The sequence below is a fragment of the Leptolyngbya sp. FACHB-1624 genome, from assembly GCF_047649235.1.
Classification (GTDB): domain Bacteria; phylum Cyanobacteriota; class Cyanobacteriia; order Leptolyngbyales; family Leptolyngbyaceae; genus Leptolyngbya; species Leptolyngbya boryana.
In genome coordinates this window covers 2,956,817-2,973,796 of sequence record NZ_CP180258.1, presented here as the reverse complement: position 1 = coordinate 2,973,796, position 16,980 = coordinate 2,956,817, and the positions used below count along the sequence as shown (strand labels likewise).

General features: G+C 47.0%; 13 protein-coding genes. 9 read left to right on the top strand and 4 right to left on the bottom strand.

What is annotated here, in order from left to right:
• Positions 1-14: 14 nt before the first annotated feature.
• Positions 15-857, bottom strand: coding sequence for a metallophosphoesterase (locus tag ACMUEV_RS13850; RefSeq protein ID WP_190647919.1), 843 nt, complete (start codon positions 855-857; stop codon positions 15-17).
• A gap of 199 nt (positions 858-1,056) precedes the next feature.
• Here ACMUEV_RS13850 and ACMUEV_RS13845 point away from each other — a divergent pair, with 199 nt between their 5' ends.
• The 6 genes from ACMUEV_RS13845 to ACMUEV_RS13820 all read left to right on the top strand — a co-directional run bounded on the left by ACMUEV_RS13845 (position 1,057) and on the right by ACMUEV_RS13820 (position 8,363).
• Positions 1,057-2,328, top strand: coding sequence for a phospholipase D-like domain-containing protein (locus tag ACMUEV_RS13845; protein ID WP_190647921.1), 1,272 nt, complete (start codon positions 1,057-1,059; stop codon positions 2,326-2,328).
• Between the two features lie 87 nt (positions 2,329-2,415).
• Positions 2,416-3,699: a TIGR00341 family protein gene (locus tag ACMUEV_RS13840; protein WP_190647923.1), complete on the top strand. Its 1,284-nt coding sequence runs from the start codon at positions 2,416-2,418 to the stop codon at positions 3,697-3,699.
• Positions 3,700-3,779: 80 nt separating this feature from the next.
• Positions 3,780-4,799 (top strand): mechanosensitive ion channel family protein, encoded by a 1,020-nt coding sequence (locus tag ACMUEV_RS13835; RefSeq protein ID WP_190647925.1) that lies wholly within the window; start codon positions 3,780-3,782, stop codon positions 4,797-4,799.
• 558 nt (positions 4,800-5,357) lie between these two features.
• Complete coding sequence (locus tag ACMUEV_RS13830) at positions 5,358-6,539, top strand: RtcB family protein (RefSeq protein ID WP_017288526.1); 1,182 nt, start codon at positions 5,358-5,360, stop codon at positions 6,537-6,539.
• A 342-nt stretch (positions 6,540-6,881) separates the two neighbouring features.
• Entirely contained in the window at positions 6,882-7,145 is a 264-nt protein-coding gene (locus ACMUEV_RS13825; protein WP_026148678.1) for a hypothetical protein, read from the top strand.
• Between the two features lie 114 nt (positions 7,146-7,259).
• On the top strand, positions 7,260-8,363 hold the full coding sequence (locus ACMUEV_RS13820; protein WP_190647927.1) for a catalase family protein: 1,104 nt from the start codon (positions 7,260-7,262) through the stop codon (positions 8,361-8,363).
• A 151-nt stretch (positions 8,364-8,514) separates the two neighbouring features.
• Here the strand turns inward: ACMUEV_RS13820 and ACMUEV_RS13815 are convergent, their stop codons facing one another.
• The 3 genes from ACMUEV_RS13815 to ACMUEV_RS13805 all read right to left on the bottom strand — a co-directional run bounded on the left by ACMUEV_RS13815 (position 8,515) and on the right by ACMUEV_RS13805 (position 10,288).
• The gene (locus ACMUEV_RS13815; RefSeq protein ID WP_415354776.1) at positions 8,515-9,636 is read right to left on the bottom strand and encodes a site-2 protease family protein; all 1,122 of its coding nucleotides are present in this window, start codon (positions 9,634-9,636) and stop codon (positions 8,515-8,517) included.
• Between the two features lie 157 nt (positions 9,637-9,793).
• A complete protein-coding gene (locus ACMUEV_RS13810; protein WP_277880192.1) occupies positions 9,794-9,922 on the bottom strand; it encodes a hypothetical protein in 129 nt (42 codons plus the stop codon).
• A gap of 42 nt (positions 9,923-9,964) precedes the next feature.
• On the bottom strand, positions 9,965-10,288 hold the full coding sequence (locus tag ACMUEV_RS13805) for a hypothetical protein (protein WP_017288531.1): 324 nt from the start codon (positions 10,286-10,288) through the stop codon (positions 9,965-9,967).
• A 547-nt stretch (positions 10,289-10,835) separates the two neighbouring features.
• On the opposite strand from ACMUEV_RS13805, the gene ACMUEV_RS13800 reads away from it, so the two are divergent.
• Genes ACMUEV_RS13800 through ACMUEV_RS13790 form a run of 3 tightly spaced genes read left to right on the top strand, consistent with a single transcriptional unit; the run spans position 10,836 to position 16,841 of the window.
• On the top strand, positions 10,836-13,202 hold the full coding sequence (locus tag ACMUEV_RS13800; protein WP_190648121.1) for a response regulator: 2,367 nt from the start codon (positions 10,836-10,838) through the stop codon (positions 13,200-13,202).
• Complete coding sequence (locus ACMUEV_RS13795; RefSeq protein ID WP_190648119.1) at positions 13,199-16,474, top strand: PAS domain S-box protein; 3,276 nt, start codon at positions 13,199-13,201, stop codon at positions 16,472-16,474. The genes ACMUEV_RS13800 and ACMUEV_RS13795 overlap by 4 nt, the downstream gene beginning before the upstream one ends.
• Positions 16,464-16,841: a response regulator gene (locus ACMUEV_RS13790; protein WP_190648117.1), complete on the top strand. Its 378-nt coding sequence runs from the start codon at positions 16,464-16,466 to the stop codon at positions 16,839-16,841. The genes ACMUEV_RS13795 and ACMUEV_RS13790 overlap by 11 nt, the downstream gene beginning before the upstream one ends.
• Positions 16,842-16,980 lie beyond the last annotated feature (139 nt).

The following is a 16,980-nucleotide window of genomic DNA, read 5'->3' as shown; positions in this document are numbered from 1 at the left end:
GACATTAACAACCTCTAGTCAATGCGACTCAAGGAAAACACAGTGACTTCTGGAGGACAGTACCACCGTCCCGGTGGAAAGGTTCCTAATCCTCGATTGACATAGAGCCGATTCTCACCCACCGAATGCAGACCTTGTGCCCATTGCCAATGCTGTACAACTTTGGGCCATTTTAAATCCAGGAACGGCACCCACTTCCATAATGGCTCGGGAATGCGATCGCGTGAAGCCTGAATCCAAGTGGGAACGGCTCCCACTCCTGGAATTGCAATTTGTCCACCATGCGTATGTCCAGAAAGCTGCAAATCGACGCGCCACTGGCTCAGAGGCACTGCACTGTCAGGATTGTGAGAGAGCACTAGACGAGGAACCGTTGGATTTAGAGTCTCAAACACAGAAGCAGGAGCAAAGTCAGACGACCAGAAATCGGGTAAGCCAACGATCGCGAAGTCTTCCCCAAACGGATAAGCAATCTGATTCCAAAGAACTTGAATTCCGGCATCGGTTAAGGCGCGACTAATCTTAATTTTTGATTCAGGGAGTTCCAGATCATGATTGCCTAACACGGCATAAATACCCGATCGACTCTGTAATCGGCGGAGATGTCGAGCAAGTTGATCAATAGGTTTCGGGGTATGCGTAACATAATCGCCCGTAAGAACGATGAGATCCGGTTCAAGACAATTCGCGGTCTCGATCGCTTGGTTCAACAATTCATCAGACAACAGCAAGCCATCGTAATGAAAATCAGAAAGCTGAACTACTTTAATGCCATTTAAGCGATTGGGTAGTCCAGAAACTTCGATTTCAACGGTTTCCACACTTAGAGGTTCTGACAAAAACGGGATCTGGGACACGCTCTTCACCAAATTCAGACTGCTTTCAGCCTAACAAACTGGAAAAGAACTCGAAAGACGGAAAACCAGAGTTGCAGTGCTCTAAAAGCTTAGGTAAGTCGTTTCACTCCGTTCAAGGAAAGTTCTATCCGATGAAGGACTCTAGCGATCGTACCCGACTGATAGATTGAACAACACCCGGCACGTTCTCCTAGAAGCCATGACTTGGACAACCTTTTTTCTTCTCTTTGCTGCTGCGATCGTCGTCTGGATGATTCTCTATCTTCGCGGCGTTTTCGAGCCGCAAATCTGTTATCGCTTTGATCGTCGCATCGCACTCGATAGTCCAAATTTTCTGCCGATGTTAGTCGGCTTCTCAAAGTCGATCGCGACACAAGCGCGGCTCACTCAGTTTTGGTCACAGCCAGACCAGATTTATACAGCGCGACTAGAAGCAATCCAAAAAGCACAGCACTTGATTCAGTTTGAGACTTTTTTCATGACTCCAGGGTATCGTGCCGATCAGTTTGCTCAGGCATTGATTGAGCGATCGAGATGTGGGGTGAAAGTCCAAGTTTTAGTCGATCACGTTGGCACCGCTCAGATCCCTGCTTCGTATTGGAAACAGCTTCGAGGTGCGGGGGTTGAGGTGCGTTTTTTTCATCCTCCTAGGCTCAAAGTTCCGCTGCAATACTTGAGCCGGACTCATCGTAAACTGCTGATCATTGATGGAACGATCGCCTTGATTGGAGGAATGGGCGTATCCGATGATTGGGACGGCAATCCTAAAATTGGCGATCGAGCACCCTGGCTCGACGGCGAAATTCAGTTAGAAAGTACGATCGTCTCTGTCCTCATGAGCATTTTCCTGCGTCACTGGCTCTATGCAGGAGGTCAAGCCATGGTAGAGCATTTACCTGTACAGCAAGCCTCACGGGCGGCAAAGCCAATGTTAGTGATTGCCAGTGATGCCGATAGTAAGTTGTCACTGATCAACGCGCTCATTTGGTTTGGTCTACAAGCGGCACAGCACCGAATTTGGATTGCGAGTCCCTACTTTATTTTGGAGCGCAATACTCGCAATGCAATCATTGCTGCTAAAAAGCGGGGTGTAGATGTGCAGATCGTGACGACTGGTGTCCACAATGATAAGCCACCTGTTTACTATGCAGTTCGGGAGCGCTATCACACGCTCTTAAGAGCTGACATTGCAATTTATGAGTATCAACCGAGCATGATGCACGCCAAGTTGATGCTTGTGGATCAAGATTGGATTAACTTTGGCAGCGCAAACTTTGATCCTCGGAGCTTTTTTCACAATGATGAACTGAATCTTGCCTGGTTTGCTCCAGACTTCGCTCCGACTGTCGAACAATTTTTTACAGATGCGTTTAGCAAGAGCGATCGCATTGAACTATCAAGCTGGAGAAAACGACCCTGGTGGCAAAAAATGATCGGTCAACTTGCGCTTTTGCTACGCTGGCAACTCTAGAAATTGCTCGATGATCCTCTCTCCTTTGGAAGTCGTCATCTAGCTCAAGTCTGAGTAGACTCAACAAACAGTTCGAGGAGAGCAACCATGCGTCAACTGATCATCCAAGTACCGCAAGGACAAGGAAAAGCAGTTCTACAGATCGCAGAGTCTTGTGATGCAGTGAATCTTGCAAAAATTGAAGCTCAAAGCGCAGACCGAAACATTGATCTTGTCATCGTTCATGTTTCTAATCGACAAGTTGAAGATTTGCTTGCTAAGCTCGAAGATCTACCAGAGGTTCATATTACCTTGCTGCCATCCGGGATCATTGCTCTACGTCCCCCTGCGTCTGAAGCTGCGCAACAAGTTAAAAATGTCAGAGCGCGTAGCCCGATCGAAATCTTCTTATCAGGATTGCAGAGTGTCGGATCTTGGCGCAGCTTTCTCGCCTATGCTGCGGTGGCAGGAGTAGTCGTGTGGATTGGACTGTATACGAATACAAACTATCTTCTGGTTGCTGCAATGCTGATTGCACCCTTTGCAGGTCCCGCTATGAATAGTGCGATCGCAACTGCACGCGGAGATTTACAACTCCTGAAACGCAGTATTCTTCGGTATGTTACAGCGCTAATGGTAACAATCGCGATCTCATTTCTATTAAGCTTGCTTCTTCAACAGCAGATCTCAACGCCTCTCATGGTAGAGAACAGTCAGATTTCAACCGTAGCGGTCTTGATCCCTTTAGCAGCAGGAGCAGCAGGAGCATTAAACTTAGTGCAGTCGGAGCGAAGTAGCTTAGTCTCTGGAGCCGCCGCCGGAATGTTAGTGGCGGCATCGCTTGCACCACCAGCGGGAATTGTCGGAATGGCAAGCGCGATTGGACGATGGGATATGACCATGAGTGGATTGTTTTTACTTGTCTTGCAGCTATTTGGCATTCATGTATCAGCGACGTTGATTTTTCGAGCGTATGGACTGACCTCGCAAGGAAGCCGCTATTCGCGTGGCAATCAACAAGTTTTTCCGATCGCACTCGGTATTTCTCTGGTTTCACTCGCTGCAATTGCAACCTTGCAGTTCTGGAATTCACCCGAGTTTGAACGGTCTAGTCGCGCTCAGCGCGCCAATGCAGAAGTGCAACAAGCCGTTGAGCAGACCGAATTTGCACAATTAGTCGAAGCGAACGTGCGCTTTACCCGCTCAGAGATCCCAGGACAAAACTCCCTATTAGCTGAGGTCTATGTTCAACGTCAACCTGAAAGTACACTTTCTGATCAGCAGATTCGCGATCGCTTAACTCAAACTATTCAAACTCGTCTGCTCACTCAAAGATTCAATGTGACCCCCCTCGTCAGTGTGACTGTTTTAGAAGCACCCAAAACCCAATAATCGCACTCCTAGAGACAGAGGTTATTTTTCCGCTACTTTTCTAAAATTCATATTCAAGTTGTCGTGCATAAAAAACGGTTATGAATTTTGAGCTATCAGCACTGTGGAAACAGCTTGAGGCAATGGTGCGTGGCTCTATTGCCTTGTTTCCCAGCTTAATATTTGCAGTTATTGTCTTTTTTATTTTCTTTTTTATTGCAAGATCGGTTAAGCGGATCGTCCGACGTGCGACCGGAAATCGACGACATGCCCGCAACCTCGGATTAGTGTTAGGGCGCTTAGCACAAGGAACGATTATTCTGATTGGATTATTTGTCGCGTTGTCGATCGTCATTCCATCGTTTCAAGCTGGTGACTTAGTTCAATTACTTGGAATCAGTGGGGTTGCAATCGGCTTTGCGTTTCGCGATATCTTACAAAACTTTTTGGCAGGAATTCTTATTCTATTAACGGAACCCTTTCGGATTGGAGATCAGATCGTTTTCAAAAACTTTGAAGGAACTGTTGAAAACATCGAAACTCGTGCAACGACGATTAGAACTTATGATAATCGCCGCATTGTGATTCCGAATTCAGAACTCTTTACCAATTCAGTCACGGTCAATACTGCCTTTGACACTCGCCGAATGGAATATGATGTCGGCATCGGCTATGGAGACGACATTGAACACGCGAAACGTCTAATCTACGAAGCACTCGATGAGATTGCGGAAGTCTTACAGGATCCGGCTCCCGATGTATTAGTTATGGAACTTGCAGAAAGCACTGTCGATATTCGAGTGCGCTGGTGGATTAAGCCACCCCGCCGGATTGATGATCTGCGATCGCGCGATCAGGTTCTCACCGCAATCAAGCACAAATTAACTGCAAACGGCATTGATTTACCTTTTCCCACCCAGCAAATTTTGTTCCATGATCAGACCGAGGAAACAGATGGCGATCGCACTCAGCAGCGCGAAGGATGGCCGGCTGGACAAAAGCAATCTCCTCGCTCTCGCAGCGTTGGTGGAGCGCTCCGAAGCTTAGCTAAACACAATGGCAAACAGGACAACTCCCACCACCCCACACAAAATGATATGCGTCAACCAGCAGACCAGTAAGTCCCTTGGGTCAGTGGATTGGTTCTGAGGTCATTTTGTCCGGGATTAGAATGCAGAGTATCCTGCAAGGATTCTGGCGATCTGATCACCCCTCTACCCCAAATCTATCTCAATTCCTCAAACCGCGATCTCTGAGCAAACCGCTCTGAAGTAAAGTGACCGTCAGCTTACTCCAGAGCGGTTTTTGAGTGCGATCCAACTTGCACCCAGACCATTCGATTGCGCATCGAATTTGATTGATATTTCAAACCTAGCGACGGAGAGGACTGTAGCTGAACTCAATTAACTTTGCTACAGGGGAACCCCTTGATTTAACTTGTAGTATGTTGTAGTATGTCAATAACGCAATCTCAGCTAAAATCAACAATCTCAATTGAAATCGATATGTAAAGGCGTGGGACGCTTTGCTGTGATTAGCATGTGACGCTTCGAGGCTTTCAAGCCGATGAATGACTGGAGACAATATTGGGAAAATTTCCCACATCTTTCCTTCAGTTTTGCTCATCGATCGCAGTGATCAGATTGTGTTCAAGACGACAACGCTTAGGAGACAACACGATGCCTTACGAAGCTCTCACTTTATCAACTCGCGCTCCGGTGCTCTCCTGGGCAGGTCATGAGTTAGGACACACCGAAGCACAAATGGCTCGAAATGTTGCTGCTCTCCCCTTTGTGTTCAAACATGTTGCGCTGATGCCTGATGTGCATTTGGGCAAGGGTGCCTTGGTTGGATCGGTTGTGGCAACCCAAGATGCAATTATCCCAGCCGCGATCGGGGTAGACATTGGTTGCGGTATGGCAGCAATTAAAACTCCATACAATGCCACCCAGCTAGAAGGAAAGCTCAAACAGATTCGTCTCGACATCGAAGCAGCAATCCCAACTGGATTCAACGAGAACAAAGAAATTGAAAAGACTGTTCTCAACTGGCAAGGCTGGCAACAGTTCAAGCAGCTTCACCCCGGCGTCGAGAACCTTGAAAGCAAAGCCCTCAAGCAAATGGGTTCGCTAGGTGGAGGAAACCACTTTATCGAGGTTTGCCTGGATGCTGAGGAACAAGTGTGGCTGATGCTGCATTCTGGTTCGCGGCATATTGGGAATGCGCTAGCACAGCGGCATATTGATACTGCAAAAGGACTAGCAAAGCTAGCAGGGGAGAAGCTTCCTGATCCAGATTTAGCTTACTTTGTTCGCGGCACCGCTGAGTTCGCTGCTTATTGGCATGATTTACAGTGGGCACAGGGGTATGCGCTTTACAACCGGAAAGTGATGCTGCTGCGATTCCAGCGGATTGTCGATCGACATTTAGCGGGTGGTAAGCCCATGAAGCCCTTGCTGGAGGTAAATTGTCACCACAACTATGCCGAACGAGAACTTCACTTCGGTGAAGAAGTATATGTGACTCGCAAAGGCGCAGTCCGTGCTCGCGAAACCGATTACGGCATTATTCCAGGCAGCATGGGAGCGAAGTCGTTTATCGTGAAAGGAAAGGGCAATGCTCACAGCTATTGCTCCTGCTCTCACGGTGCAGGGCGGTTAATGTCAAGAAACAAAGCAAAGACGGCGTTTACTCTAGATGACTTAATCGCTCAAACGGCGGGAGTCGAATGTCGCAAGGATGCTGGCGTGCTGGATGAAATTCCAGGGGCATACAAGCCGATCGAGCAGGTGATGGCAAATCAAAGCGATCTTGTCGAGATCGTTGCGACGCTGAAGCAGGTGGTTTGTGTCAAAGGTTGAATGAGAGAGGGGATTCAAGTGGAGAGTGGGGAGTAGAAGTGATTGGGCAGTCCTTGGTCGTAAGCAGCAGTTGAGTTTCAATTGTCTTCACCGATCAGCATGGGGACTGCTCAATTGAACGTCGAATAAGACCAGGCTGAAGCTGTTCTCGGTAGCATTTTGCACTCAGTTCATGTTGCTTTGGATGAAAGTGTTCCGTTTCTTCGCTGCTTCGTAACTCTTCACTGTGTCAGTAATCTCAGTTCTACCGATCGACCACAACAGTTCTGTCCAACTACAGATCAAGTTGCTGAATTAAGTGCGTTAAGCTTCACAAAAGTTTATATCAGCACCTTTTATCCTATGACTCCGAATTTGTTAGAAGCCACCCATGAGTACTGGCACAAACTGAATGAACTCGAAGCCGCTTACCAACGAGGGGAAGTCACGCTAGAAGAAGTTGATGCCAAAGTTAAAGGCTTGATGACCGAGTTAGGGCAATCGCGACGAGCAGCGTTTAGCGATTTCTTCAGTAGAGTGCGTCGTTTGTGGGAGGAGCAGCGAGAGACGATCGTTGGCGTTTTGGGATTGGGTGTTTTAACTTATGGGTGGCTTGTGGTTCACTAAACAACTCGCGATCGCGAATCGTCAACTTCTAACACAAGGAGGATGAAGAAAATGAACCTAGGTACGAATGATTAAACGATAACCATTTGAATTCGCCCTCAGGCTCCTTGCTGAATGCTCAACTCAAATCAATACGTTCGCTACTCCCCAAATGTAGAAGTCAAGCAACCGGATGAAGATAGACTGATCCGCCAAATTCTAGACTCCGTTGCTCGGCAAGGACAAAAGGTGTTCGACAAACATCGTCATGCGATGCGCGGTGCTCATGCGAAAAGTCATGGCGGACTGAAGGGAGAACTGCGAATTTACGATAACTTACCCACTCATCTTGCCCAAGGGCTGTTTCGCGAACCTCGCACTTATCCAGTGATGATTCGTTTCTCAAGTGTTCCGGGTGATATTCTGCCGGATAGTCTTTCGACCTTTCGTGGCATGGCAATTAAGGTCCTTGGTGTAGAAGAACCGAAGCTTCTCTCTACTGAACCTGATGCAGTCACTCAAGATTTTCTGATGATTAACAGTCCGATTTTTCCATCCGGGAATCTTGCTCGCTTTCTTCCTGAACAGTTGCTTCAGGAAAAAGTAGTGGTCAGTGCCCCAGAAGAGGCGCAACAACTATTGGGGATAACTGCCCGCACCGTGAATGCAGTCACTCAGAAAGTCGGCATCAATCTCTATCCGACTGCGCTAGGGATTACGCAACCAGAGACTCATATCTTAGGAGAAACGTACTATACTTCTGCTGCTTTGCGCTATGGAGATTACATTGCCAAGTTCAGTGCAGTTCCCATATCCACAAGTCTTCAGCCGCTCCAAGGTAAACGAATTGAGACGCAGAATGCTTCTACTCTACGCGATTTGATTGTAGAGTTTTTCCAGAGGCAGTCGGCTGAATATGAATTGCGTGTCCAACTTTGTACCAATCTAGAAACGATGCCGATCGAAGATGCTTCGGTTCGTTGGTCGGAGCAGGACAGCCCTTATCAAGCGATCGCTAAAATCACAATTGGGATGCAGGAAGCCTATAGTCCAGCCCGTCAGGTGTATGTGGACGATGTATTGTCCTTCAATGCCTGGCATACCATTGCAGCGCATCAGCCGCTCGGTGCAATTCAGCGCCTTCGCAGAGAGGTCTATGAGGCTTCTAGTTATTATCGCCATGAAATGAACCAACAGCCAAAGAGAGAGCCGCGCAGTATTGAGGAGATGCCTGATTAAATCAGCCACAGTCAAACCAAAGCAGAATAAAAAACTTCAGGGAAGCAGTTGCCCACTTCCCTGAAGTTTCTACTCTAGTCACTGTGATTGATTTCAGCCCTGTTATCGATGCAGGTCAACAATCACATCATTCATCTGTTTCAGGCTGAGTCTAAGCCGGAGCAGCTTGTACGCGATTCTGGAGCAGCTTCACAATGGCAGTTTTTTCCAACAAGCCTACTAGGATATTGTTCTCTCGGACAACAGAGAGTGCGGTTAACTTGCGTTCTTCCAACAAAGTTACTACTTCCGACAGAGGACGATCGCTCTGTACCGTGAGCGATGGATCTAATGGTTTTACAAGGGATTGCACTAAAGTTTCAGACCATCGTTCACTTGGAATGGCTCTCAGATCCTCGATCGCAAGCGTACCGATGAGTTGTTCCTCTACATTCGTGACTAAAAACTTCTGCCATGCCCGCTGATCCAGAATCCGCTGATCAGCAAACTCTCGCAACGTTGACGAAGCAGCAACAACCGGGCTATTTGTGCTGACGGCATCGGATGCTGTCAGCCCTGCTAAGCGATCCAACACCACGCCATACTGAGCAGCTTGGCTAGCATTCTGAAGCAAGAACCAGCCAATTAGGATGTTCCAGAAGTTCAGCCCACCGCCAAATACAACCAAGGGTAGCAGTCCCGATGCGATCGCTAACCAACCGATCAATTGACCGACCCGACCCGCAACCTTCATCCCCTTGTAAGGGTTGCCCGTCACTTTCCAGACTAAGGCTTTCAGAATGTTGCCGCCATCCAGCGGTAAACCCGGAATCAGATTAAAGAGCGCTAACGCGAAGTTCACCGAAACCAACACGCCCAAGATTGCAGCAGGTGCCCCAGAGATGCCCGTACCAACTGCCAAAAGGGTTGCCAAACCAGCAAGGAGCAAACTGACTAAAGGCCCTGCGATCGCAACTTGAAATGCTTCAGCGGGAGTTTGCGACTCTTTGTCTAAGCTCGCTAATCCCCCGAATAGAAACAACGTGATCGATTTGACACCCACACCCTGCTTCAGCGCCACAAAGCTGTGACCGAGTTCATGAGCCAGCACAGAACCAAACAATAGCAGTGCTGTGAGCAATCCTAATCCCCAAGACAGCCCCGAAGGCAAATTGGGGAATTGGGCTGCCAGTCCTGAGCCATAGCTAAAAGTGACTAAGCCCAACACTAAAAACCAGGATGGGTTGACATAGAAAGGAATTCCAAACAAACTGCCGACACGAATATTATTCATATCGGGTACCTCCGATGTAGCAGACGATTTCGATCGCCCTGGGTTCTGTCTTCTCTAATGTAACGAAGTGTAAAACGCTTTCTAATTTTTCTATTGCCGTAATTACCGCCCTTTGAATGAACTGACGGGAGCGATGCAGCCGCTCTTGGTCTTCCACCTAAATCGATCGAGATTGAAGCTTGGCAAGATGCGCTCCAAGCCCCAGTTCAACATGCTGAATCAGCAACGATGCCAACGTCTCAGCAGATTGAACGAATGCACAGCTATCTAACTTTGGTGATCCCATCTTGCTGGCAGAAGCGCTCTCTGCGTTGCCAGCCCTTCAGGACTACAACGCATCAGGACGGAAGATTGAATCGACTAGCTCTTCGATCGATTCTAGATCTAAAGAATTCTGTAGCTCACCCTCAAACCATTTCACCTCTTCCGGATCTGTCCCTGGCAGTTGATAGACCAACAATACACCCGTCACGCGCGCGACTGTCAATGGGTCAGGAGTAAGATGACTAAGCAGTGCTTGCGCTTTTTGATAGAGCTGTTGAATCGCTTCTGCATCCTGTGGATGTTCAAGCTCGATCGACATCTGCTGTAGACTTTCCTGAACAGCTTGGACGAGTTCTGCATCTTCGGTAGGGTCGAGTGAATTAGACATCAGGCTTGGCAAAAATAATAGCAGGTTTCATCTATCTTAATGCTTTGCTCTCATTCATTGACTCGGCTTGGAACTACAATCAAAGCAATCTAGTTCTGAGCAAGCCCCTATGTCCTGCGCAATCAACGGGTTGCGGTTTTTTCCGTGTTGATGAATTTGTCTAAAAGCTCCTGATGGTCTGAGCTTCTACCGTTTCTATCTAAAATGGCTCAAGTTTTTTTGAGAAACCCCAAGAAAGACGACCGGAAATTCATTACACCCGAATCTATTCTGCTTTTCGGCGTTATGAGGCATAGGGAGGTTTCGATGTTATTTTCGCAGGGTCAGTTTTGCATCTTCATCAGCAGGAGGTGCTTGATCTTGGCATAATTCACAGCAATAGGACAACGACCCTTTTTTTGCGACACACCCTCATTGCTCGACTGAATCTATGCGTCCGACAATGCTCAACAAATCTATAAGATAACAAGGTTTGATTCGGGTTAGCCTTAGCGTAGGAAGGCTGTATCTGTCAGAATTCCTGTTCTATTGTTGCGGCTAGCGAGTTATGAAAATTCTACTCATAGAGGACGATTCGCTAATTTCTGAACCGCTTGTCAAGGCTTTGACTGATCAACACTATGTCGTAGATGTTGCAACTGATGGGCAGGTTGGATGGTCACTATTGGAATCCTTTACCTATGACTTAGTTTTGCTAGATGTAGTATTACCAAAATTGGACGGCATTAATTTATGTCGAAAACTACGGTCACAAGGAAATCAGACTCCCATTCTTTTATTAACGGCTCAAAATGCTAGCACGAACAAAGTGACGGGGTTAGATGCTGGGGCAGATGACTACGTGCCTAAACCATTTAATTTGCAGGAGTTGTTGGCACGTATTCGGGCTTTACTCAGACGAGGCGGCGCTGCATTACCTCCCTTGCTGAAATGGCGAAATTTAGAGCTTGATCCCAGTACCTGCGAAGTGAGCTGTAATGGTAAAATCGCGCGCTTAACGCCAAAAGAATACAGTCTGCTAGAGTTATTTCTCCGTAACCCACATCGCATCTTTAATACGGGTGCGCTGATTGATCACGTTTGGTCATTTGAGGAAACCCCAAGCGAGGATACTATCCGCTCCCATATCAAAGGACTACGGCAAAAACTGAAAACAGCAGGACTTCTAGGTGATCCGATTGAAACTGTTTATGCTATTGGCTATCGGCTTAGATCTCCAGAGGAAAATCAGAGAGAAGGCAAGAAACAAAGGAACAAAGAGACAAAAAGCGAAGACGAAAGCGCACCGACGATCGCAATACAAACTACCACTGCTGGGATGAACAGCATCTGGAATGAGGTTAAAGAGACTGTTGCCCATCGAATTGCAACTGTTGAGCAGGCAGCAGCGCTGTTGCTACAAAACAAACTGAATCCAGAATTGCGGCAGCAAGCTGAACAGGAGATCCATAAGTTGGCAGGGTCGCTGGGTATGTTTGGCGCAGATCAAGGCTCTCGATTAGCCCAAGAAATTGAACCGCTTTTCCAAAAAGGGCGATCGCTGACTCATCACGAGATGCAGCAACTCTCTAAACTTATCACTGCTTTGCGTCAGGAGCTAGAACACTTGGATGCTGAGCATTTAACGAATGAGCAGCAAACAGGCGCTTCAGTTAGTGAACCAATTGATCAACGTCCTTGGCTACTGATTGTCAGCTCAAATTCAACGCTTACCGCACAATTACAGGAAGCATCGCCTAGTTGGGGTTTACGAGTTCAGGTCATTGCCAATCCCGTTACTGCTAGAGAGCAGATTTCTGAAACGCATCCAGATGTTGTACTGCTGGATTTTTCTGTTACTGCTAGCGCAAATAACTTCATGTTGTTGTCCGAACTCAGTGCTTGTACGCCACCAGTGCCTACATTAGTCTTGACCCAGCAAGATAAATTAATCGATCGAGTCAGGATCGCCCGGTTAGGTGGACGTTGGCTTCAACAGCCTGTCACTGCACCTCAAATCTTAGAAGCAGTCAATCAAGCGCTGCAACATGCCCGTCCAAGGCAAGCCAGAGTACTGGTTGTAGATGATGATGCGCAAGTATTAGTGGCACTTCAGCGGTTACTCATTCCCTGGGGGCTTCATGTTTCGGTCCTCGACAATCCACTTTCATTTCTAGATGTTCTGGAAGCGAATCCGCCTGATCTGCTGATTCTGGACATTGAAATGCCACACATTAGCGGAATCGAACTCTGTCAGGTTGTTCGCAATGATTCGCGCTGGAGTAATCTGCCGATTCTATTTCTCACAGCTCATACGGATGCTGAAACCATGCATCAAGTCTTTGCTGTGGGCGCAGATGATTATGTGAGCAAGCCGATCATTGGACCAGAGTTAGTAACACGGATCTTTAATCGATTAGAGCGCACTCATTTTCTCAAGAGCTTAGCAGAGATTGATGCGCTAACGGGCATCGCAAATCGCCGCAAATCTACCACAGCATTAACTCAGTTACTTGAGTGGTGTGATCAGTGCCAGCAGCCATTTTGTTTAGCGCTGATAGAGTTAGCTAATCTAAAGGACATCAATCAGCAGTATGGTCATGCAGTCGGAGACGAAGTGTTAGCACGCTTCGGAGAATTATTGCGGCGATCGTTCTGCAATGAAGATGTTGTCGGTCGTTGGGGTGGGACAGAATTTGTTATCGGTATGCCTGGTATGACTAAAACGGATGGAAGTCAACGTGTTTTTGATTTTCAGCAATCCTGGCAGCAGTTTAAGGTGGAGGTGAGTGGAACTTCGTTGCACGTCAGCCTAAAACTAAAAGTTGTTCAGTATCCTCAAGAGGGTGCGGATCTTCAGTTGTTATACCAAGCCGCCCGCTCTAGCTTAAATGAGGCTGAGAATTTGACGCGCTCTGAGGAGCATCCACAATGAAAGCGCCATTACCAGACAACGAATCTGATAGGCTGAATGCCCTACAACAATACAACGTTCTAGATACTATTTCTGAAGCTGCATTTGATGATTTAACTCAGCTAGCAGCATTTATCTGTGGTACGCCAATTGCTTTAATTAGTCTAATCGATGATTGTCGTCAGTGGTTCAAATCTAAATTTGGGTTGGAGGCTACAGAAACGCCTCGTGATGTTGCATTCTGTGCCCATGCTATCTTGCAGCCTAGCGATGTGTTGATTGTTTCAGATACGCTCCAAGACGATCGATTTGCGACGAATCCTCTTGTAACAAGTGAGCCTCATATCCGATTTTATGCAGGCGCACCGCTCATTACTTCAGATGGCTATTCCCTGGGAACGCTTTGTGTTATCGATCGCATTCCTCGGCAGCTCAATTCTGATCAGATTCAAGCCTTACAAGCCTTGAGTCGTCAGGTCATTTCTCAACTAGAGTTACGACGTAATTTGGTTAGGGTGGAACAAACAACAACCGAATTGCAGCAAGCAGAGCAAACTCGCATCCAGCTTCTTGCCCAAGAGCAGGCTGCCCGCAATCAGATTACAGATATCTTAGAGAGTATTACTGATGCTTTTTTTGCGTTAGATCACGATTGGCGATTTACTTATCTCAATCGGCAGGCAGAGTTGTTGTTGCAACGAAAGCGAGAAGCCTTGCTGGGGAAAGTTTTATGGGATGAGTTTCCAGAAACGATCGATTCAACTTTCTATCAGGAGTATCAGCGTGCTATTGCAGAGCAGATTAGTGTTCGATTTGAAGCATTTTATCCACCTTTGAACCAGTGGACTGAGGTTTATGCCTACCCTGCCAAAGATGGGTTATCGGTCTACTTTCGTAACATCAATCAACGGAAAGAAGCAGAGCGAACGCTACACGAGACACTGACATTCCAGCGAGCAATTTTAAACAGCGCGAACTACAGCATCATCTCGACCAACGTTGATGGCACGATTCTCACCTTTAACACCACAGCAGAGCAATGGCTTGGCTATACAACCGCAGAAATTATTGGACAAACAACGCCTCTATTGATTCATGACTGGCAGGAAATTGTGCTGCGATCGCAAATGCTGTCACAGGAATTAGGAGAACGAATCGAGCCAGGATTTGATGTATTTATTACCAAGGCACGTCGTGGCGTAATCGATGAGTATGAGTGGACTTACATTCGCAAAAATGGTTCGCGCTTTCCTGTGTTATTGTCAATCACCGCGCTCAAGAATGCAGACGATCAGATTACAGGATTTTTGGGAATTGCTAGCGACATCACCGAGCGAAAAGCGGCTGAAGAGCAACTTCGGAATTTAAGTAAGGCGTTAGAAAGTGCGATCGAAGCAATTGCTCGATTAAATACACAAGGACAATATGTTCAAGTCAATCTCGCCTATGCTGCGATGTTAGGCTATCAGCCTGAAGAACTATTAGGCGTGAAATGGCAGCAAACAGTTCACTCAGAGGATATTGCTGTTGTAGAGGCTGCCTATCAGCAAATGCTGGAGCATGGTAAGGCGGAAACAGAAGCAAGAGCGATTCGCAAAGATGGCGGCGTTCTCGATAAGCAAATTGTGATGGTAAAAGCCTATGACCAGCAGCAGCAGTTTAACGGTAACTATTGCTTTGTAAAAGACATCAGTGAGCGACGTGAAATTGAGCGCATGAAGGATGAATTTATTTCAATCGTGAGTCATGAACTCAGGACTCCGCTCACCTCAATTTCCGCTGCTTTGGATCTCTTAGCTGAAGGCGTTTTGCAAAATCAGCCCGAAGACGCGCAACAAATGCTGCAAATTGCTGCAAATAACACCGATCGATTGGTGCGCCTGATTAACGATATTTTGGATATTGAGCGGATTGAATCTGGCAAAATTGTCATGACTAGACAAGTCTGCGACGCTGCTGATTTGATCAATCAATCGGTAGAAGCCATTCAAGAGATTGCAGAACAAGCCGAAATCACGCTCTCGATCGCGCTGCTCACAGTTCGTCTTTGGGCTGACCCCGACCGAATAATTCAAGTCCTAACAAACTTACTCAGCAATGCGATCAAATTCTCCTCTCCTGGTAGCACAATTTGGTTGAGCGCAGAATTAATCACCAATGAGGCTTTAGAAGCCAACTATAATCAGGCTGGAGAAGATCAGCAAAGTTCTGCCAACTGGCTTCTCATCAAAGTCATCGATCAAGGACGTGGTATCCCATCCGATAAACTAGAATCCATCTTTGAGCGCTTTCAACAAGTGGATGCTTCGGATTCACGTCGTCGAGGAGGTACTGGATTAGGATTAGCAATCTGTCGCAGCATCCTTCAGCAACATGAAGGAAAAATCTGGGCAGAAAGTACATTAGGAATGGGCAGCACTTTCTGTTTTACCTTACCGATTCTTAATGCTTCTGAAAGTTCGCAGAATTTAAGTTTGATGTCCGACTTAGTCGATTCGGCACTAGATACCAAATCACAAACTCCGCTGGTGTTAGTTTGTGATGATGATGCTTCGATTCGCAAAGTGGTGCGAGTGATGTTGGAACGGCAGGGCTATCAGGTGCTAACAGTTGCTTCAGGACAGGAAGCTGTAGAACAGGCACGTGCCCATCAGCCAAATGTGATTTTACTGAATCTGCTGATGCCCGGTATGAATGGATGGGAAACGTTGACAGTTTTGAAACAGCAATCTGAAACGCAGGCTATTCCTGTCATTATTCTGAGTGGACTGCTACCCGATGCTAGAGAAACACCTTATGATGGCGTGAGTGATTGGGTCGTAAAACCGCCAGATCCTAGAGTGCTCCGGCAAGCACTCGATCGAGCTTTAGTCAATCAGACCCAATCTTTGAAAGTTTTGATTATTGAAGATGATTTGGATTTAGCGCAAGTTCTCACAACTTTATTGTCTCGCTATCACATCGAAACATTTCACGCTCAAACCGGACGAGATGCGATTCAACTCAGCCAGCAGGTGCTTCCTGATCTGCTAGTCCTTGACTTAGGACTACCGACTGATGATGGTTTTGCTGTTGTAGACTGGCTGCGTCAGCATAATCGCCTCTGCCAAATGCCGTTGGTCATTTATACGGCTCGCGATCTAAATGACGATGAACGGGAACGGTTAAGACTCGGGCAAACCCTATTTTTGACCAAAGGACGCATTACTTCACAAGAATTTGAGCAGCAGGTGATTAATCTGCTCAACCGAATGATTCGATCAAAGGCAGGAGACAGTCTCGATGACGACTAGACACATTTTGATTATTGATGATGAATACGATATTCGGGCAGTGGCTCAACTCACTCTGAAGACGGTAGGGGGTTGGGAGGTATCGAGCGCTTCTTCAGGTCACGAGGGACTTGCCAAAGCAGCCAGCGAGCAGCCAGACGTGATCTTGCTCGATGTCATGATGCCTGAAATGGATGGAATCGAAACCTTTCGTGCTCTTCAAGCGAACCCAACAACTCAGGCGATTCCGGTCATTTTGATGACCGCAAAGGTGCAAGCGGCGGAGCAACGGCGATTTGCAGAACTAGAGGTGGCAGGAATGATCACGAAACCTTTTAAGGCAATGAGACTTCCAGAACAGATTTCCAAGATACTCGGTTGGAGCTAAGCGTGATGGCTGCCAGTTTAATTGTTCATCTACACAAGTTCTGCACTTTTCAGATCTAACGTAGAAACTATCGGAGGTGGAAGTGTCATTCTTTTGCATCCGAAGATCGTTTCTTCAAGGCTTGACTGCCTGACCTGCC